At 67.6% G+C, this 19,714-nt stretch carries 15 protein-coding genes and 1 pseudogene; 9 read left to right on the plus strand and 7 right to left on the minus strand.

The window, feature by feature from the left end; all coding sequences use genetic code 11:
* Positions 1-68 precede the first annotated feature (68 nt).
* The gene (locus BGI51_RS13110) at positions 69-476 is read right to left on the minus strand and encodes a Rid family hydrolase (RefSeq protein WP_187981324.1); all 408 of its coding nucleotides are present in this window, start codon (positions 474-476) and stop codon (positions 69-71) included.
* 116 nt (positions 477-592) lie between these two features.
* On the opposite strand from BGI51_RS13110, the gene BGI51_RS13115 reads away from it, so the two are divergent.
* Both BGI51_RS13115 and BGI51_RS13120 read left to right on the plus strand, forming a co-directional pair.
* Positions 593-1,516: a LysR family transcriptional regulator gene (locus tag BGI51_RS13115; RefSeq protein WP_187978603.1), complete on the plus strand. Its 924-nt coding sequence runs from the start codon at positions 593-595 to the stop codon at positions 1,514-1,516.
* 64 nt (positions 1,517-1,580) lie between these two features.
* Positions 1,581-1,916, plus strand: coding sequence for a DUF1820 family protein (locus tag BGI51_RS13120; RefSeq protein WP_007159644.1), 336 nt, complete (start codon positions 1,581-1,583; stop codon positions 1,914-1,916).
* Positions 1,917-2,070: 154 nt separating this feature from the next.
* Here the strand turns inward: BGI51_RS13120 and BGI51_RS13125 are convergent, their stop codons facing one another.
* The 4 genes from BGI51_RS13125 to BGI51_RS13140 form a co-directional block, all read right to left on the minus strand.
* Positions 2,071-2,616 (minus strand): tetratricopeptide repeat protein, encoded by a 546-nt coding sequence (locus BGI51_RS13125; protein WP_187978604.1) that lies wholly within the window; start codon positions 2,614-2,616, stop codon positions 2,071-2,073.
* Between the two features lie 211 nt (positions 2,617-2,827).
* Positions 2,828-4,114: a glutamate-1-semialdehyde 2,1-aminomutase gene (gene hemL / locus BGI51_RS13130; protein WP_187978605.1), complete on the minus strand. Its 1,287-nt coding sequence runs from the start codon at positions 4,112-4,114 to the stop codon at positions 2,828-2,830.
* Between the two features lie 20 nt (positions 4,115-4,134).
* Positions 4,135-4,764: a thiamine phosphate synthase gene (thiE, locus tag BGI51_RS13135; RefSeq protein WP_187978606.1), complete on the minus strand. Its 630-nt coding sequence runs from the start codon at positions 4,762-4,764 to the stop codon at positions 4,135-4,137.
* Positions 4,761-5,558 carry a hydroxymethylpyrimidine/phosphomethylpyrimidine kinase gene (locus tag BGI51_RS13140; protein WP_187978607.1) on the minus strand — a complete coding sequence of 266 codons (798 nt, stop codon included), beginning with the start codon at positions 5,556-5,558 and terminating at the stop codon, positions 4,761-4,763. Before BGI51_RS13140 ends, thiE begins: the two co-directional genes overlap by 4 nt.
* Positions 5,559-5,737: 179 nt before the next feature.
* Between BGI51_RS13140 and BGI51_RS13145 the strand changes: the two genes are divergently transcribed.
* From BGI51_RS13145 to BGI51_RS13175, 7 genes and pseudogenes are all read left to right on the plus strand, one after another.
* Positions 5,738-7,471, plus strand: coding sequence for an ABC transporter ATP-binding protein (locus BGI51_RS13145; RefSeq protein WP_187978608.1), 1,734 nt, complete (start codon positions 5,738-5,740; stop codon positions 7,469-7,471).
* Positions 7,468-9,213, plus strand: a complete 1,746-nt coding sequence (locus tag BGI51_RS13150) for an ABC transporter ATP-binding protein (RefSeq protein WP_187978609.1) — start codon at positions 7,468-7,470, stop codon at positions 9,211-9,213. Before BGI51_RS13145 ends, BGI51_RS13150 begins: the two co-directional genes overlap by 4 nt.
* A 72-nt stretch (positions 9,214-9,285) precedes the next feature.
* Positions 9,286-10,757, plus strand: a pseudogene (amn, locus tag BGI51_RS13155) (AMP nucleosidase).
* 596 nt (positions 10,758-11,353) lie between these two features.
* On the plus strand, positions 11,354-12,517 hold the full coding sequence (locus BGI51_RS13160) for a type III PLP-dependent enzyme (RefSeq protein WP_158896225.1): 1,164 nt from the start codon (positions 11,354-11,356) through the stop codon (positions 12,515-12,517).
* Positions 12,518-12,698: 181 nt separating this feature from the next.
* The gene (locus BGI51_RS13165; protein ID WP_187978610.1) at positions 12,699-14,915 is read left to right on the plus strand and encodes a TonB-dependent receptor; all 2,217 of its coding nucleotides are present in this window, start codon (positions 12,699-12,701) and stop codon (positions 14,913-14,915) included.
* 61 nt (positions 14,916-14,976) lie between these two features.
* Positions 14,977-15,660, plus strand: a complete 684-nt coding sequence (locus tag BGI51_RS13170) for a Fe2+-dependent dioxygenase (protein ID WP_187978611.1) — start codon at positions 14,977-14,979, stop codon at positions 15,658-15,660.
* Positions 15,645-18,149: a sulfite reductase flavoprotein subunit alpha gene (locus BGI51_RS13175; protein ID WP_187978612.1), complete on the plus strand. Its 2,505-nt coding sequence runs from the start codon at positions 15,645-15,647 to the stop codon at positions 18,147-18,149. Before BGI51_RS13170 ends, BGI51_RS13175 begins: the two co-directional genes overlap by 16 nt.
* Positions 18,150-18,157: 8 nt before the next feature.
* Here the strand turns inward: BGI51_RS13175 and BGI51_RS13180 are convergent, their stop codons facing one another.
* Complete coding sequence (locus BGI51_RS13180; protein ID WP_241495391.1) at positions 18,158-18,607, minus strand: DMT family transporter; 450 nt, start codon at positions 18,605-18,607, stop codon at positions 18,158-18,160.
* Between the two features lie 196 nt (positions 18,608-18,803).
* Positions 18,804-19,667 (minus strand): MBL fold metallo-hydrolase, encoded by an 864-nt coding sequence (locus BGI51_RS13185; protein ID WP_133859944.1) that lies wholly within the window; start codon positions 19,665-19,667, stop codon positions 18,804-18,806.
* Between the last annotated feature and the right edge of the window lie 47 nt (positions 19,668-19,714).

Raw genomic sequence — 19,714 nt, forward strand, 5'->3', positions numbered from 1 at the left:
GGCGAGTGGACCGCGCATTATAATGATGGCCTTCCGCACGGGGAAGAGCCGCCCGGAAGGCGGTCGGCCTAGGCCTGGGCAGCGCCCTCCGGCAGCCGGGCGATGACCTTGATCTCGAAGCGAAAGCCGGCCAGCCAGGTGGCGCCGACCGCGGTCACCGTCGGGTAGGGTGCCGTGCCCCAGTGCTCCAGCAGCACCGGCCAGATCCGTTCGAAGCTGGCTTCGGCATCGACCATGAACAGGGTGACGTCCACCACGTCGGCAAAGGCGGCGCCGGCCGCGGCAAGGACGGCGTCGAGGTTGGCGAAGGCCAGGCGGACCTGGTCTTCCAGCTCCGGCTCGGGCGAACCGTCGGCGCGGCTGCCGACCTGCCCCGAGACGAAGAGAAAGCCGTTGGAACGGATGGCCGGCGAATAGCGGTGCTGTTCGTAGAGGGCGTGGCGCTGGGCGGGAAAGACGACGTCGCGGGTCATGATGGGGCTCCGGTAAGGATCGCTGGAGCCACCTTAGGCGCCGTCCGCCAGGGGATAAACCCGGCCAGGCGGTCAGCATTGTTTGTACAATCCAAACAATCCCCTGTTCAGGAATCGGCATGGATCTGTTCGCCGCGATGCAGACCTTCGTGCGGGTGGTGGAAGCCGGCAGCTTCACCCGCGCGGCCGAGACCCTCGGCCATAGCCGCACCCGCGTCACCCAGCAGGTGCAGCAGCTGGAAGCGCACCTGCAGGTGCGCCTGCTCAATCGCACCACCCGGCAGGTGCAGGTCACCGCCGACGGCGCGGCCTATTACGACCGCTGCCTGGGCGTGCTGGCGGCGGTGGACGATGCCGAGACGGGGCTTTCGGTGGCCACCCGCACGCCCCGTGGCCGCCTGCGGGTGGACGTGCCCAGTCCGCTGGCGCGGCTGATCCTGATCCCGGCCCTGCCGGACTTCTTCCAGCGCTATCCGGACATCCAGCTGGAGCTGGGTGTCAGCGATCGCCAGGTGGATCTGATCGGCGACAACGTCGATTGCGTGATCTGTGGCGGGCGCATCCGCGAGCAGTATCTGGTGGCCCGGCCGCTCGGCGCGCTGCGGCTGGGTTGCTATGCCGCGCCGGCCTACCTTGCCACCCAGGGCACGCCGGTTCATCCCGCCGAGCTGGCCGAGACGCCACACCGGGTGGTGCGGTTTCTTTGGGGGGCGGGCAAGGGCTTTCCCTACGCCCTGCAACGAGGTGTCGAGCGTCTGGAGCTGCAGAGCCGGCACAGCCTGGAGGTGGACGACGGCAACGCCTGCCTGGCGGCGGGACAGGCCGGCCTCGGGGTGGTCTGCCTGCCGCATTACCTGGCGGCAGCGGCCATCGCCCGTGGCGAACTGGTCAGGCTGTTCGCGGACTGGCAGGTGGCGCCCATGCCGCTGTATCTGGCCTTCGCGCCCAATCGTCACGTCAGCGCCAAGTTGCGGGTCTTCATCGACTGGGTGAGCGCGCTGGTCGCCGAGCGGGCCTGGCTGGAAACCCCAGGCGACGGCTGACGGGAGTCGAGGCCGGCGTGCTATGCTCGCCGCCCTCTTTTCACCGTCGAAACCCGCCTCCGCCATGAGCTCATCCCCCAGCAAGCCGGCCATCTATAAGGTCATCTTCGTCAACCAGGGCCAGGTCTTCGAGATCTACGCCAAGCAGATCTTCCAGAGCGATCTCTGGGGCTTCCTGGAGATCGAGGAGCTGGTGTTCGGCGAGCGCACCCAGGTGGTGGTGGATCCGAGCGAGGAAAAGCTCAAGGCGCAATTCGAAGGCGTGGTGCGCAGCTTCGTGCCCATGCACTCGATCATCCGCATCGACGAGGTGGAGCGCCTGGGCCAGCCCAAGATCAGCGAAGCCAAGGGCGGCACCAACGTCATGCCGTTTCCCATGCCCATGCCCGACAAGCCCTGAGAACCTGCCCAAAGTCCGCTGCGCGTCGGCCAAATGGCGTTGAAAATGGCTTCGGAATGCTCATTTACTACTTGTAAACTCCGCTTCCTCAGCCATTTCCGCCTTGTTTGTCTCTAGCTCGCAAGACTTTGAACAGGCTCTGCCGGGCTCGCCGTCAGTTCTGCGGCGGCTGGAAGGGATTAAGGTTGCCCGCGGTCTGCATGTCCTGCAGATAGTCGCGGAAGATCTGGCCCAGCACCTGGGTGGCCATCTCCAGCTCGTCACGGCGCATCTGGGCGCTGACCAGGTCGGCGGTATCCATGGCTTCGTCGTTGCCGTTGATGGCGGCCATCTTCAGCACGATGTAGGCCTGGATGTTGTTGGGCGGTACGCCCTCGCCGCGAAAGAACATGGTGCCAAGGCGATTCTGCGCATCGGCATTGCCCTTGAGCGAGGCCTGCTCGAACCACTGACGCGCCTGGTTGAGATCCTTCGGTGTCTGCTTGCCTTCGTAGTAGAAGTCGCCGAGTTCGTACTGCGCCTGGGAATCGCCGTCGTGGGCGATCTGCTGGCAGCGGGCGATCGCCTGCGCCAGGGCTTCGTTGGCGAGATTCAGGTTGCAACGGCTGGTGCTGGGGACGAGCAGCGAATTGCCGCCGGCCAGGGCGGCCAGGGGCATCAGAATCAGGGCTGCGCACAGGGTACGACCAGCGCGGTGCATGAAGCGCCTCCACAAGCGAGGCAGGTTCGGAGAACCCGGTCGGCGAAACGCGCCGACATCTCATTATGGGTCAAGCCGACGCACGCTTTCAAAACCTTTACGCGCAACGGCGGAACTTTTTTACCCGTGACGCCGGCCACTCAACTAGGTGTGAGGCCGGCAGGGCAGAGAGGTTCCACCAGCGAGACGAACGACACCTGTCAGACGAGTCCTAGTCCTTGAAGGTGGCTAAGGCGCGCTCGGCGGCGTCCAGGGTGATGCGCAATTCCTCGTCGCCGTGGGCGATGGAAGTGAAGCCGGCTTCGAAGGCACTGGGCGCCAGGTAGACGCCACCGTCCAGCATCAGGTGGAAGAAGCGCTTGAATCTCTCGCTATCGCTGGCCATGACATCGCTGAAGGTGACGATGTCTTCGGCGCCGCTGAAGTAGAGACCGAACATCCCGCCCGCCTGGGTGGTGACGAAGGGCACACCGGCGGCATCGGCGCGGTCCTGCAGGCCTTGCAGCATCCGCGTGGTGTAGTCGGTCAGCTCGGCGTGGAAGCCGGGACGGCGGATCAGTTGCAGGGTGGTGAGGCCGGCGGCCATGGCCAGTGGATTGCCCGACAGGGTGCCGGCCTGGTAGACCGGGCCGAGCGGGGCGATCTTTTCCATGATCTCGCGCTTGCCGCCAAAGCAGCCCACCGGCATGCCGCCGCCGACGATCTTGCCGAAGGTGGTCAGGTCCGGACGTATGCCGTAGTGCGCCTGGGCGCCGCCCAGCGCGACGCGGAAGCCGGTCATGACCTCGTCGAAGATCAGCACCACGCCGTAGCGGTCGCAGAGGTGGCGCAGCCCTTCCAGGAAGCCTGGCGCGGGCGGTACGCAGTTCATGTTGCCGGCCACCGGCTCGACGATGATGCAGGCGATCTGGTCGCCGACGTTCGCCAGGGTTTCTTCCACTTCGCCCAGGTCGTTGTAGGCCAGGGTCAGGGTGTGCTGCGCGAAGGCCGCCGGGACGCCGGGGGAGCTGGGCACGCCCAGGGTCAGGGCGCCGGAGCCGGCCTTGACCAGCAGGCTGTCGGAGTGGCCGTGGTAGCAGCCCTCGAACTTGATGATGGTGTCGCGCCCGGTGTAGCCGCGCGCCAGGCGGATGGCGCTCATGGTGGCCTCGGTGCCGGAGCTGACCATGCGCACCATTTCCATGGACGGCACGATCTCGCAGATGAGGTCGGCCATGGTGGTTTCCAGGGCGGTCGGCGCGCCATAGGAGAGGCCGTGTTCCAGCTGGCGGCGCACGGCCTCCAGCACGTCCGGATGGCTGTGGCCGAGGATCATCGGACCCCAGGAACCGACGTAGTCGACATAGCGCTTGTCATCCTCGTCGACGATGTAGGCGCCCTGGGCGTGCTTGAAGAACAGCGGCGTGCCGCCGACGCTCTTGAAGGCGCGGACCGGCGAGTTGACGCCACCGGGGATGTGGCGCTGGGCTTGGTCGAAGAGTTGCGCGGAGCGGGACATAGAGGTCTCCTTGAACGGGATCAGGCCGCGAACAGCCGGGCGAAGGCGCGCGCGCGGCGCTCCACCTCGCCCGCGTTGGCGGCGGCAAACAGACTGTGGACGACGGCGAGCAGATCGACGCCGTGGGCGAGCAGGTGCGGGGCGTTGTCCAGGGTGACACCGCCGATGGCGCAGACGGGCAGGGCGAAGTGGCGGCGGGCCTGGTCGAGCAATTCCAGGGGCGCCGGCGGGGCATCCGGCTTGGTGCTGGAGGCGAAGAATCGGCCGAAGGCCAGGTAGCTGACACCGGCCTGGACTGCAGCCTCGGCCAGTTGCAGGCTGGCGTGACAGGTGCCGCCGAGAATCGCCTCCGCGCCCAGTGCGGCGCGGGCCGCGACCAGGGAGCCGTCTTGCTGGCCCAGGTGCAGGCCGACGCCCAGCTGGCGGGCCAGAGCGAGGTCGTCATTGATGATCAGGTTGGCGCCATGCTGCCGGCAGAGCTCGGCCAGGGCGGCGGCTTCGTCCTGGCGGCGGCTGGCGTCGCCTGACTTGTCGCGGTACTGCACCAGCCGGGCTCCGCCCTGCAGCGCTGCTTCGACATAGGGCAGCAGGCGACCCTCGGCGAGCAGGGCGCTATCGGTGATGGCATAGAGGCCGCGCAACGGGCTCATGAGCAGAAGTCCAGCGGCAGGCGGCGTGGCACGTACTGGCCGCGCCCGGGGCGCTCGGCGTCTCTCAGGGTGCGCCAGGTGTAGTCCAGGGCGCTGCGCACCGCGCTGGGCAGGGCTTCGCCCAGCGCCAGGCGCCCGGCCAGGGTGCTGGCCAGGGTGCAGCCGGAGCCGTGGTAGCTGCCGGGCAGGCGCTGGCAGACGTGGGTCTCGCAGCCACCGGCACGGTCATAGAGGCGGTTGTGCACCTCGTGTTCCTCGCCATGACCGCCGGTGATCAGCAGGTGGGCGCAGAAGGGCAGCAGGCGCTCGGCGCACTGCTCCGGCGTGCCTTCGGGCAACTCGGCGAGGATGCGCGCCTCGGGCAGGTTGGGGGTGGCGATGGTGGCGCGCGGCAGCAGCCGCTCGCGGATGGCGTAGCCGACCTCGTCCTTGCCCAGGGCGCCGCCGCCACCGGCGCGCAGCACCGGATCGCAGACCAGGGGAACGCCGGGCAGGGACTCCATGATCTCCAGCACCGTCTCGACCATCTCCACCGAACCGAGCATGCCCAGCTTGACCGCCGCCACCGGCAGGTCGGCGATGATCGCCCGGGCCTGGGCCAGCACCCACTCGCGATCCAGCACCCGGAAGTCATGCACGTCAACGGTGTCCTGCACGGTCAGGGCAGTGACCGCCGGGGCGGCATGGCAGCCCTGGGCGAGCAGGGCTTCGATGTCGGCCTGCAGCCCGGCGCCACCACTCGGATCGTGGCCGGACAGGCAGAGGACGACGGGACGTTGGGGTTCGAGGGTCATGGACGTCAGCCTAGCAAAGGGAAAAGGGGCGCAGCGGCCGGGTGCCGCAGGGAGTGGCACCCTACAACGACCTCGCGCCCCGCGCCACCCGTTGACATGGGACCCGGATCGGGACGAAGGAACTCCGCGGCCGGTTGGGTAGCCGATATACTGCACCTTTGCTCGGGTAAGGCGGTTCTATGGCGTTGTGGCGGTTGTTGCGTGATTTCTTCCTGCGCCAACGGCGTGCCTACGGGACTGCCATCCTCTGCCTGCTGGGCGTCGGCCTGCTCAACCTGACGCTGCCCTGGTGGATCGGCAAGGCCATCGACGCCCTGCGCGCCGGCGAGCTGGATCAGACCGGCCTGCTCTGGCGCGTCGCCCTGATCGTGGCGGTCGGCTGTGGCCTCTATGTGCTCCGCTATCAGTGGCGGGTGCGCCTGTTCGGCACCTCCTACCAGGTCGGCGTGGAGCTGCGCGACGCCTTCTTCGCCAAGCTGGCGCGGCTGGACCCCGGCTTCTTCCAGTCCAGTCGCACCGGTGACCTGCTGGCCCGCGCCACCCAGGACATCGACGCCGTGGAGACCGCGGCCGGCGAAGGGGTGCTGGCCAGTTTCGATGGCATGCTGACCCTGCTGCTGGTACTGCTGGCCATGTTCATCGGCATCGATGCGCCCCTGGCCGCCCTGGCGCTCCTGCCCTTTCCCTTCATGGCCTGGGGCTTCTATCGCGTGGCGCAGCGGGTGCAGCAGCGCTTCGGCCTGGCGCTGGCGGGCTTTTCCGCCCTCAACGACCGTACCCAGGAGGCCCTGAGCGGCCTGCGCATGCTGCGCCAGCATGCCCTGATCGAAGCCGAGCTGGACGATTTCGACGCCCGCGCCCGCAGCGTGGCCAAGGCCGACTACCAGGTACAGCGCACCGAGGCGCGCTACGAGCCGATCATCTTCGTCGCCCTGAGCCTCGCCACCCTGCTGACCCTGGTCATGGGCAGCTGGCGCTATCTCGACGGCCATATCACCCTGGGCCAGCTGACCAGTTTCAGCCTCTATCTGGTGCAGTTGATCTGGCCGATGTTCGCCATCGGCTGGTGCCTCAATCTGTTGCAGCGCGGCGAAGCCGGGGCGCGGCGCCTGGAGGAGGTGTTCGCGGTCACCGAGCGCATCCGCGACGAGGGCACCCAGACGCCGCCGGACCAGGCGGATCTGTCGGTCTACATTCCGGCCTTCACCTATCCCCAGGCGCGCCAGCCGGCGCTACGGGACGTGGTCATCGACCTGCCCGCGGGCGATACCCTGGGTATCGTCGGCGCCACCGGCAGCGGCAAGAGCACCTTGCTCCGCCTGCTGCTGCGCCAGTTTCCGCTGGAGCAGGGCTGTATCCGCCTGGGCGGGGTGCCGCTGGAAGACTATCGGCTGGCCGACCTGCGTGCCCAGTTCGCCTATGTACCCCAGGATCCCTTCCTGTTCGCCCGCACCCTGGGTGAGAACGTCGCCCTCAGCCGCCCGGATGCCACGGCTGGGGAAATCCGCGAAGCCCTGGATGCCGCCGCCTTCGGCACCGACCTGGCGGCGCTGCCGCAAGGGTTGGATACCCCGGTGGGTGAGCGGGGCTTGACCCTCTCGGGTGGCCAGCGCCAGCGCGTGGCCCTGGCCCGGGCGCTGCTCTCGCCAGCGCCCGTGCTGCTGCTGGACGACACCCTCTCGGCAGTGGATACCGCCACCGAGGCCCGGCTGCTGCGTACCCTGGCGGGGCTGCAAGGCCGGACCACCCTGATCGTCAGCCACCGCCTCTCGGCCGTGCAGCACGCCGACGAGATCATCGTCCTCGACCAGGGCAGCCTGGTGGAGCGGGGCCGCCATGGCGAGCTGCTCGCCGCCGGCGGTCTCTATGCCCGACTCTGGAATCTGCAGCAGGCGGAGGAGGCCAGCCAATGACCAGGACCCGCGTGCTTTCCCTGCTGCTCAAGCCGGTACTCGCCAATCCGCGCAAACTGGCCGGCACCCTGGCGATCCTGGTCGTGGCGACGCTGTTCGACGTGCTGGGTCCCTGGCTGACCAAGCACTACCTCGACAACTACCTGGTGCCCCATGACCTGCGCCTCTGGCCGCTGGTGGGCCTGGTCGCCGCCTATGTGGTTTCCCAGGGGCTGGCCGCCTATGGCCGTTACCTGCAATCGCTACGCTTCGCCGAGATCGCCATGGACGTGGTGCTCCTGCAGCGGCGGCGACTGTTCCGCCATGTGCTGAGCCTGCCGCAGAGCTTTCATGATCGCACCGCCACCGGCGAGCTGGTGGCGCGAGTCACCAATGACACCGATGCCCTGCGCGAACTCTATGTGGCCTTTCTCGGCAACATGGTCGGCAACATCGTGCTGCTGATCGGCATCCTGGTGGCCATGGCGCTCTTGGACGTTCGCCTGATGGCCATCGCCGTGCTGCTGATTCCGGCCGCGGTGCTGATCGTCTGGGCCTACCAGCGATACAGCGGCGCGGCGGCCATGGAGGTGCGGATGCTACGCGCCGAGCAGAGCGCCCGGCTGGGCGAGGCCATCGGCGGCATGGGTCTCTTGCAGGCCTTCAACCAGACCGAACGCTTCCGCCAGGATTTCCAGCGCCTCAATCAGGCGCAGTACGGCGCCCGCATGCGCACCATCCGCGTTTCCGGCCTGCTGCTGCGCTCGGCGCTGGACCTGGTCAGCGTGGCGGTCCTGGCGGTACTGCTGCTGGTCTACGGCCTGGGTCATCTGCAGGGAGGTGCCGAAATCGGCGTGCTCTATGCCTTCGTCACCTACCTGGGCCGGGTGACCGAGCCGCTGATGGACATCACCCAGAGATTCAACCTGTTCCAGCAGGCCTCGGTGGCTGGCACGCGCCTGCTGCACCTGCTGGAGGAAAAACCAGCGTTGAGCGGCGAGGACGACCGGCCCATCGAGACCGCGCACTTCCATCTCGACGCCGTGCGTTTTCGCCATGCCGGCGCGGGGCACGACACCCTGCACGGCATCGACCTGGACATCCCCCCGGGGACCTTTCTCGGTATCGTCGGCCCCACTGGCAGCGGCAAGTCGACCCTGCTCGACCTCTTCGCCGGACTGCAGCCGGTCACCGGCGGCAGCCTCTGCCTGGACGGGCGCGAGCTGGGCAGCCTTACCCCGGAAGTGCTGGGCGCCGCCCTGGCCAGCGTGCCCCAGGAGCCCTTCATCCGTTCCACCAGTCTCAGGGACAACCTGCTGCTGGGCAGCCAGGTATCGGATGAGCGCCTGCGCGAGGCCCTGGCCGCGGCCCATATGGACGACCTGGTGGCGCGCCTGCCGGAAGGCCTGGATACCCTGCTGGGCGAGCGTGGCTTCACCCTGTCCACCGGCGAGCGGCAACTGCTGGCGCTGGCCCGGGCGCTGCTGCGCGAACCCAAGGTGCTCTTGCTCGACGAGGCCACCGCCAGCATCGACAGCGCCACCGAGGCGCGGCTGCAGGGGGCGCTGGACGAGTTGCGTGGCCAGGTCACCCTGATCGTGGTGGCGCACCGGTTGTCCACCATCCGCCATGCCGATCGCATCCTGGTGCTGCGTGATGGCCGCAAGGTGGAGGAGGGCAGTCACGAGGCCTTGCTGCAGCGGCCCGACGGCCATTATCGCCGGCTGTGGGAACAGCATGCCCAGGGTGACAAACCCCTATGAGCCGTCACAGCCGTTGTCAACCAGGGGTGTTAGGGTGTCAGCTATAGCCAGCGCCCCAACAAGGAAACCTGCATGACCTCCGTATCCGAGGATTTCACCGCCGTTGCCACCGCCAGCGAGGCGGTCGACCGTCTTGCGGCTCTGCACGACGAGGCCACCCAGGCCCTGGGTGCCGCCCTCAAGCGCTATCTCAAGGATCGCGTCGAACCCAGCGCCGCCGAGCGCGAGCTGTTCCGCTACCCCGAGATCCGCATTCGCTATCGTGCTCCCGGCGTGCCGCCGGCCACCACCCGCGCCTACGCCAAGATCCAGCTGCCCGGCACCTATGTCGCCACCGTGACCCATCCGGCGGCCTTTCGCGGCTATCTGCTGGAGCAGCTCGAGCCGCTGATGCGCGACTACGACCTCCAGGTCGAGATCGGTCGCAGTCGCCAGGACATTCCCTACCCCTATGTGGTGGAGCAGGGCGACGAACTGGCCGGTAGCGGCGTGACCGCCGCCGAGCTGGCGCGGGTCTTTCCCAGCACCGATCTCTCCGCCGCCCACGACGACATCGCCGACGGCCACTACGACTGGGAGCGCATCGATCCGCTGCCGCTGGCCTTGTTCGATGCCGCCCGCACCGACTTCTCGCTGAGACGCATCGTCCACTACACCGGCAGCGACTGGCGCCACGTGCAGCCCTGGATCCTGCTGACCAACTACCATCGCTACGTCGACCAGTTCATCCAGCACGGCCTGGAACAGCTGCGCAGCGATCCGCGCTTCGAGCGCCTGGTGCTGCCGGGCAACGTCATCATCGAACGCGACATGGACCCCACCGAGGCCCAGGCGGTCATCGCCGCCATCGCCTGGCACCGCTTCCAGATGCCGGCCTACCACCTGATCGCCGGTGATGGGCATGGCGTCACCCTGGTCAACATCGGCGTCGGCCCGTCCAACGCCAAAAACATCACCGATCACCTGGCGGTGCTGCGTCCGCACTGCTGGCTGATGATCGGCCACTGTGGCGGCCTGCGGCAGTCGCAGACCATCGGCGACTACGTGCTGGCCCACGCCTACATGAGACGCGACGGCATCCTCGACCGTGTGGTGCCACCGCACATCCCCATCCCGGCGCTGGCCGAGGTGCAGGTGGCGCTGCAGGAAGCCGCCGCCAGCGTCACCGGCGAACGCGGGAGGCGCTCAAGCGTCGCCTGCGCACCGGTACGGTACTGACCTACGACGACCGCAACTGGGAGCTGCGCTGGGCCCAGGAACGCCCGCTGATCAACCTGGCGCGCGCGGTGGCGGTGGACATGGAAAGCGGCACCATCGCCGCCCAGGGCTATCGCCTGCGGGTACCCTACGGCACCCTGCTGTGCGTGTCCGACAAGCCCCTGCACAGCGAGATCAAGCTGCCGGGCTCGGCCAACGCCTTCTATGCCCGCGCGGTGAGCCAGCACCTGGCCATCGGCATCGCCGCCCTGGACCAGCTGCGCACCCAGCTCGACTCCCTGCACTCGCGCAAGCTGCGCAGCTTCGACGAGCCGCCGTTCCGCTAAGGCGCTGGGGTTGGGGTTGGGCGTGTTGGGCTTCGTTGCGCTCAACCCAACCTACGGCGAGGCGCCTGAATCGAAGGTGGCCTGGCATCGCTCGGATGACCCCCTCTCCCCCTGGGAGAGGGTTGGGGTGAGGGCGTACTCAGGCACCGAACGCCCCAGTGGAAAAGGCTGCGCCGTTTTCCACGCTAGGGTGCCATGCCCGCGATGACGCAACTCCATCGCCAACGCCCGACGATGACGTCGTCCGGCCTCCTGATTTCCCCCTGTCATCGCCCTCCAGGAACATCTCGGCGCCCGCTCCGGTCGGTTGCAGGAGAGGGGTGAGTCCGCACGCGTCACCGTTCGGTAAAGATCATGGATTTAACATTGATCTTCAGGGCGTCTGGCCCTAAAGTTCGCGCCCGAACGTCCATGCTGGAAACGATCCATCCGGCTCAAGTACCGACGACGAGACAGCGAGGTCAACGCCAGTACGCGTTGACCTTTTTGCTTTCGGCGATGTGCCTTGGGAAGTAGGCGAACCAAAGTGGGGAAACGGATTAGGCGTTCAGAACACCCCCTCCTTCAATTTGTTCTGCCCATCGGGAGTCCGACGCATGTCCATCAAGGTCGAAGATTACTATTCTCGCGAAACCTTCCAGAAGATGAAGGCCTTCGCCGACCAGCAGGAAACCCCCTTCGTCGTCATCGACACCGCCACCATCGGCCGGGCCTATGACGATCTCGTTGGCAACTTCCCGTTCGCCAAGATCTATTACGCGGTCAAGGCCAACCCGGCCATCGAGATCACCGAGTTGCTGCGCGACAAGGGCTCGAACTTCGACATCGCCTCCATCTACGAGCTGGACAAGGTGCTGTCCACCGGTGTCGAGCCGGAGCGCATCAGCTACGGCAACACCATCAAGAAATCCAAGGACATCCGCTACTTCTACGAGAAGGGCGTGCGCATGTTCGCCACCGACTCCGAGGCTGACCTGCGCAACATCGCCAAGGCCGCCCCGGGCTCGCGCATCTATGTGCGGATCCTCACCGAAGGCTCCAACTCCGCCGACTGGCCGCTGTCGCGCAAGTTCGGCTGCCAGCCCGACATGGCCCTGGACCTGCTGATCCTGGCCCGTCAGCTGGGCCTGGAGCCCTATGGCATCTCCTTCCACGTCGGCAGCCAGCAGCGCGACATCGACGTCTGGGACGCCGCCATCGCCAAGGTCAAGGTGATCTTCGAGCGCCTCAAGGAAGAAGACGGCATCACCCTGAAGATGATCAACATGGGCGGTGGCTTCCCGGCCAACTACATCCATCGCACCAACAGCCTGGAGACTTATGCCGAGGAGATCATCCGCTTCCTCAAGGAAGACTTCGGCGACGAGCTGCCGGAAATCATCCTGGAGCCGGGCCGTTCGCTGATCTCCAACGCCGGCATCCTGGTCAGCGAAGTGGTGCTGGTGGCGCGCAAGTCGCGTACCGCCGTGGAGCGCTGGGTCTACACCGACGTGGGCAAGTTCTCCGGCCTGATCGAAACCATGGACGAATCTATCAAGTTCCCGATCTGGACCGAGAAGAAGGGCGAGATGGAAGAAGTCGTTATCGCCGGTCCTACCTGTGACAGCGCCGACATCATGTACGAGCACTACAAGTACGGCCTGCCGCTGAACCTGGCCAGCGGTGACCGCCTGTACTGGCTGTCCACCGGTGCCTACACCACCAGCTACAGCGCGGTGGAATTCAACGGCTTCCCGCCGCTGAAGGCCTTTTACCTCTAAGGGCTTTCCGCGTCGATCGAGCCCGCGTCCCGTCAGGGACGCGGGCTTTTTCATGGCTGGTGAAAAGCGCTGTGTCAGACGCTTTTCCGGATTGTTAAGAATAATTTACATTCGCTATGGATTTGATAATCGTTTGCAAATAGAATCGCGCCGCATTCACATAAGGAGGCGGCTCGCCATCATGTCCAAGGAAATGTCCTCGCTGTCCCAGCGTCGTTTGCTGGTTTCTACCTTCAGTGTCGCCGTCGCTTCGCTGTCCCTCGGGGCGCAGGCCCAGGACGCCAAGGAGCCGGTGACCCGACTGGAAAGTCTGACCATCGAAGGTCAGGCGCAGCAGGAAGGCTTCAAGGCCGAGCAGTCCGCCTCGCGCAAGTACACCGCGCCCCTGCTGGACACCCCGCAGACCGTGACGGTGGTGCCGGCGCAGGTCATCCAGGATCAGCAGGCTCTGAGTCTGAGATCGGTGCTGTCCAACGTGTCCGGCATCACCTTCAACGCCGGCGAGGGTGGTGGCGGCTCCGGCGACAGCATCAATATCCGCGGCTTCAGCGCCAACTCGAACATCCAGATCGATGGCCTGCGCGACAGCACCCAGACCAACCGCACCGACACCTTCAACCTGGAATCGGTCGAGGTCATCAAGGGCCCCAATTCGGTGTTCGGCGGCGCCGGCACCACCGGTGGCTCCATCAACCTGATCAGCAAGAAGCCCCAGGAGCGCCAGTTCACCCGCATCGGCGCGGGCCTCGGCACCGACAGCTATCGCCGCCTGACCCTGGACACTAACCAGCCGCTGCAGGGCGTGGGCACCGACAGCGCCTTCCGGCTGAACCTGATGGCCCACGAGAACGATGTGCCCGGCCGCGACCAGATCGATCGCGAGCGCTGGGGCATCGCGCCGTCGCTGGCCCTGGGCCTGTCGGACGATACCCGCCTGACCCTGAGCTACTTCCACCAGACCGACAACAACCAGCCCGACTACGGGGTGCCGGCGCTCAACGGCAAGCGCCTGGGCGGGGTGGATCGCGATGCCTATTTCGGCTTCCAGAACATCGACAAGGAAGACATCAACAACAATGTCTTCACCGTGGAGCTGGAGCATCGCTTCAACGACAACCTGAGTCTGCAGAACCTGACCCGCTACAGCCGCATCGAGCGCGACGTGGTGATCTCGGCGTCCCACGTCAACCTGGGTGGCGTCGCCGCGGGCCGCTATCGCCCGGCCGGTCCCCAGGGCTATGGCCGCGATGTGACCTCGGAGATGTGGATCAACCAGACCAACCTGACCGGCAACGTCGACACCTTCGGCCTGGGGCATTCCTTCGTGCTGGGCGCCGAGTTCTCCCGCGAGGACTACGACCGCGACACCTACAGCTATGGCCTGACCTTCCCCGCCGCCGGCTACTCCCTGGCCGCCCCGCCGGAGCGCTATGACGGCGCCACCGACAAGCAGACCTCGGCCATCGCCAACAACGTGCTGACCGACAAGGCGCTCTATGCCTTCGACACCATCGCCCTCAACGACTACTGGGACGTGAACCTGGGTCTGCGCTACGACTGGTTCGACGGCGACAGCGATACCACCCCGGTCGCCAACGGCGTGCGCGGCAGCAAGACCCGCCTGAGTGCCGATGACGCCAAGCTGAGCGGGCGCGCCGGCCTGGTGTTCAAGCCGGCGCCGAACGGCCGGGTCTATGTGGCCTATGGCACCTCCTTCAATCCCTCGGCGGAAAGCCTGACCTCCACCGGCGCCGGCCTGAGCGCGGCCAACCAGGATCTGGGTCCGGAAAAGAACAAGACCTGGGAACTGGGCACCAAGTGGGAATTCCTCGACAAGCGCCTGGAGCTGGACGGCGCCCTGTTCCGCGTCGAGAAGAGCAATGCCCGGGAGACCCTGGCCGATGGCAGCACCGCCCTGGCCGGCAAGCAGCGCGTGCAGGGCATCGAACTGGGCGCCACCGGGCGGATCACCCCGCAGTGGAATGTCTACGCCAACTTCACCTTCCTCGACAGCGAGACGCTCAAGGCCGCCGACACCCTGGACGGGCGCAATCGCGAAGGCCAGGCCCTGGCCAACACCCCGCCGCGCTCGCTCAATCTCTGGACCACCTATGAGCTGCCGGCGGGTTGGCGGGTGGGCTATGGCGCCCGCTATGTCAGCGAGCGCAACGTCACCTCCAGCAACGACGGCGCCAAGCTCGACGACTACTGGCTGCACAACGCCATGGTCGGCTATCGCGTCAATCGCAACGTCGACCTGCAACTCAACGTCAACAACGTCTTCGACAAGGACTATGTGGAGCGGGTGCGCTCGCAACTGGGCGTGAGCACGAGGTCGTCGGCCATCGAATACGGCGATGCCCGTTCCGCCATCCTGACCGCGACCTACAGCTTCTGAGGTCGCCTGCAGCAACCAAAGCCCTGCCTGCGCAGGGCTTTCGGCGTTAGAGGGAATCACCATGATGATCAGCGTTCCGGGCGTGCTGACGCCCGAGCAGGTAGGGGAGTGCCGCCAGCGGCTGGAGGCGGCGGCCTGGGCCAATGGCCGGCACACGGCCGGTTTCCAGTCGGCCATGGCCAAGGACAATCTGCAGCTGCCGGCGGACGAGCCGGCGGCGCGCGCGGTGGGCGAGCTGATCCAGCAGGCGCTGGCGCGGCATCCGCTGTTCGTCGCCGCGGCGCTGCCGGCACGGGTGTTTCCGCCGCTGTTCAATCGCTACCAGGGCGGCCAGTCCTTTGGCCTGCACGTGGACAATGCCCTGCGGCCGCTGCCGGATGGCAGCGGCTACCTGCGCACCGATCTGTCGGCCACGCTGTTCTTCTGCGAGCCGGACGAATACGACGGGGGCGAACTGGTGGTGGAAGACACCTATGGCGCCCACAGCGTCAAGCTGGCGGCGGGCGATCTGATCCTCTATCCGGCCAGCAGCCTGCACCGGGTGCTGCCGGTCACCCGAGGCGCGCGGCTGTGTTCCTTCTTCTGGATCCAGAGCCTGGTGCGCGATGCCGGTCAGCGCGGCCAGCTGTTCGAACTCGACCAGGGCATCCAGCGAGCGGCCGCCGAGCTGGGGCAGGGCCATGAGGCCTGCCTGCAGCTGACCGGCGTCTATCACAACCTCCTGCGCCAATGGGCTCAGCCCTGATCCGCAGAGGCCTCTTCCAGCTGCACAGCCTGCTGGGCCTGGCCGCAGGTCTGGTGCTGGTGGTGCTGGGCGTGACGGGGGCGCTCTACAGCTTTCAGCTGGAGTTGCTGGAGCTGCTCAATCCGCCGCCGACCGCCGCGACGCCGGATCGGCGTCCGCTGACGCTGCCGGAGGTGCGGCAGCGCCTGCTCGCTCCGGGCCAGGAATTGAGCTTCGTCTCCAGCATGGCCGGGGAGGGCTACGGCCTGCTCGGCCTGGCACCGGTGAAGGGTCAGGGCCGGGGCGAGGTGCAGCTGTTCGATCGCTACACGGGCGAAGTACTGACGGCGCCTCGCGGCCAGGGGTTCTTTCGCCTGATCCTGGACCTGCACCGCTCCCTGGCCCTGGGGCCGGTCGGCAAGGCCCTGACCGGCGCCGCCACCCTGATCCTGCTGGTGCTCTGTCTGTCCGGCCTCTACCTGCGCTGGCCGCGCCAGGTTCGGCGCTGGCGCACCTGGCTGACCCTGGACTGGCGGCGCCAGGGGCGCAGTTTCCATTGGGACCTGCACGCCGTGGCCGGCACCTGGTGCCTGCTGCTCTATCTGCTGGCGGCTCTGACCGGCCTCTACTGGTCGTACGGCTGGTACCGTGATGCCGGCGAGCGCCTGCTGGGCGCCGCCCCGGAGCCCCGGATCTCGGGGGTGGTGGCGCGCCAGGACGTGGACCTGGACGCGCTCTGGCGAAGCTTTCGGCAGGAGACCGGCGGACGGGTGGAAGGCTACGGCCTGCTGCTGCCCAATCCGGCGCGCAAGGTCAGCCATCCCACCCTCTGGTACCTGCCCGACGATGCCGAGCATGTCCGTGCCCTCAATCGCATCGTCTTCGACAGCGCGGGGCGGGTGCTCGATCATCGCCGCTACCGCGAGCAGCCGCTGGGCGCTCGGTTGCTGCTCAGCGTCTATGCCCTGCATTCGGGCGAATACTTCGGCCTGGCGGGGCGGGTGGCCCTGCTGCTCGCCAGCCTGGCCATGCCGCTGTTCATGGTGACCGGGCTCTGGCTCTATCTGGATCGCCGGCGCAAACGCCGCCAGGCGCGCCAGGCGCAAAGCGGGCTGACACCGGCCGCGGCGGGCGCCGCCGACTGGCTGATCGGCTACGCCAGCCAGAGTGGCCAGGGCGAGGCGCTGGCCTGGCAGGCCGCCAGCCAGTTGCAGGCGGCGGGACTGAGCGCCGAGGTGGTCGCGCTGGGGCGGCTCTCGGTCGAGCGGCTGCAGCGGGCCACCCGGGCGCTGTTCGTCGTCGCCACCCACGGCGACGGCGAGGCCCCGGATGCCGCGCGCGGCTTCGAGCGACGTCTGCTGACCCAGGCAGCCGCGCTGCCGGGCCTGAACTATGGGCTGCTGGCCCTGGGCGACCGGCGCTATCCGGCCTACTGCGCCTTCGCCCAACGGCTGGATACCTGGCTGGGTGGGCAGGGCGCCCGGCCGCTGTTCGCCCCGGTGGAGGTGGACAATGGCGACGCCCAGGCGCTTGCGCTCTGGCAGGCTCAGCTCCAGGCCCTGGGCGCCGCGCGTGCCGAGGCACCGCCCGAGCGTCCGCTGCAGTCCTGGCAACTGGCGTCGGTGCAGCGGCTCAATGCCGGCAGCCCCGGTGGAGCGGTCTTCGAGCTGCAGCTGTTGCCACCGCCCGGGAGCAGCTGGGCACCCGGCGATATTCTCGAGATCGCGCCACGCCAGCGTGCCGAACGGGTGGCGGCCTGGCTGTCGTCCCTGGGTCTGGCTGCGGACAGTGTGGTGACGCGCGAGGGCTTCACCCAGACCCTCGCCGTGGCCCTGGAAACCCTGCTGCTGCCGGAAGACCAGACCGCGCTGCGGGGGCTGGACGCCCAGGCCCTGCTCGACACCCTGAAGCCCCTCGCCGTGCGCCAGTACTCGATCGCCTCGCTGCCCGGCGAAGGGCCGTTGCGGCTGCTGGTGCGCCAGGCGCGCCAGGCGGATGGCCGCCTGGGCATCGCCTCCGGTTGGCTGACCACGGCGCTGCAGCCGGGTGACGTCGTGGAGGCGCGGCTCCGCGTCCATCCCGGCTTCCGACCACCGCTGGACGAGCGCCCGCTGATCCTGATCGCCGCCGGGACCGGCCTCGCGGGTGTACGCCCGCTGCTGGCGGCCCGTATCGCTGCCGGGCACAGGCGCAACTGGCTGCTCTTTGGCGAACGCACGGCAGCGCACGATGATTTCTACGGCACTGAATTGCAGGCCTGGCAGGCACGGGGCGAACTGGCCGGGCTGGACCGGGTGTTCTCGCGGGACGGCGACGGCTATGTGCAGGACCGCCTGCGGGCGCAGCGCGAAAGGCTGCCGGACTGGTTGGCGGCCGATGCCGTGATCATGGTCTGCGGCAGCCTGCCGGGCCTGGGGCGCGGCGTCCAGACCACGCTGCAGGCGCTGCTTGGCGAGGCCGAGGTCCAGCGCCTGATCGATCAAGACCGCTACCGCCGCGATCTCTATTAGGCCTGGACCTAGGCGCGGGCGATGCACCAGACGCCGGCACCGATCAGCACCACGCCGGCCAGCTTGCCGAGGGTCACCGGATCCTGGCGAAAGCCGGCCCAGCCGAAGTGATCCAGGCTCAGCGACATGGCCAGCTGCCCGGCGATCACCAGCGCCATGAACAGGGTGGCGCCGATGCGCGGACCGGCGAAGGCGGCCATGGCGATAAAGAACATCCCCAGCAGGCCGCCGCACCAGTGCCACCAGTGCAATTCGCGCAGGGCACCCAGGGTGGGGACGCCACGCTGCCAGAGGGTCAGGCCCAGCAGGGCGAGCAGGCCGACCATGAAGGAAATGGACGCCGCGGCGAAGACGCTGCCGAGGTGCCGGGCCAGTTGGCCGTTGATGCCGGCTTGCAGCGGCAGGCAGGCACCGGCGATGAAGGGCAGGACGAGCAGCCACCAGACGGGCATCGACAGGACTCCAGGTGAAAGGGGGCGCGCAGTATGCCCCAGGGTTGGGCGAAACAGTCGTGGCGACGATTTCCGGTAGCTGTCCCTGCCGCCTGTATTCAGCCGAAGGCCCCCGCAGGGGGCCGTGTCAGCGCGGATTCAGGGATGATCGCTGGGGACTGGACGACGAGGGCTGGGCGAGGGTGGCCCTGCCGCTCACTGCCTAGAAACCGTCGATGGGAATCTTCAGGTAACGGCGGCCATTGGCCTCGGCCGGCGGCAGGGTGCCGGCGCGGATGTTCACCTGGATGGCCGGCAGGATCAGCGTCGGCATGGACAGGGTGGCGTCGCGGCGGGTACGCAGGGCGACGAAAGCGTCTTCGTCCACGCCATCGCGGACGTGGACGTTGAGGGCGCGCTCTTCACCCACGGTGGTCTCGTGGCGCGCTTCGCGGCCGGCGGGCGGATAGTCGTGGCACAGATAGAGGCGGGTGGCCTCGGGCAGGGTCAGCAGCCGGCGGATCGAACGATAGAGGTCGCGGGCGCTGCCACCCGGGAAGTCGCACCGCGCCGAGCCGACATCGGGCATGAACAGGGTGTCGCCGACGAAGACATGGTCTTCCTCCACCTGGTAGGCCATGTCGGCCGGGGTGTGGCCGGGCACGTGCAGGGCGCGGGCGCTCAGGGCACCGATATGGAAGACCTCGTCGGGCTGGAACAGGTGATCGAACTGGGAGCCGTCGAGGCGGAATTCCGCTTCCAGGTTGAAGACGTCCTTGAAGGCGCCCTGGACGCGGCGGATGCCTTCGCCGATGGCGATGCGGCCGCCCAGCTGCCGCCTTAGATAGGGCGCGGCGGAGAGGTGGTCGGCGTGGGCATGGGTCTCCAGCAGCCACTCCACGGTCAGCCCCTGGTCGCGCACGAAGCGGGCGACGCGATCCGCCGACAGGGTGGCGGTGCGGCCCGAATGCGGATCGTAGTCCAGCACCGAGTCGACGATGGCGCAGCGGCTGCCGGGTGCCTCGTAGATCACATAGGTGAAGGTGGACGTGGTGGCGTCGAAGAAGGGTTCGATGCGCGGAGTCATGACCGGGCCTCGTGAAGAGATGGGATGTCCCACCTTAACACGGGGCT

The sequence above is a fragment of the Pseudomonas oryzihabitans genome (genome assembly GCF_014522265.1).
Classification (GTDB): Bacteria; Pseudomonadota; Gammaproteobacteria; order Pseudomonadales; family Pseudomonadaceae; genus Chryseomonas; species Chryseomonas aestiva.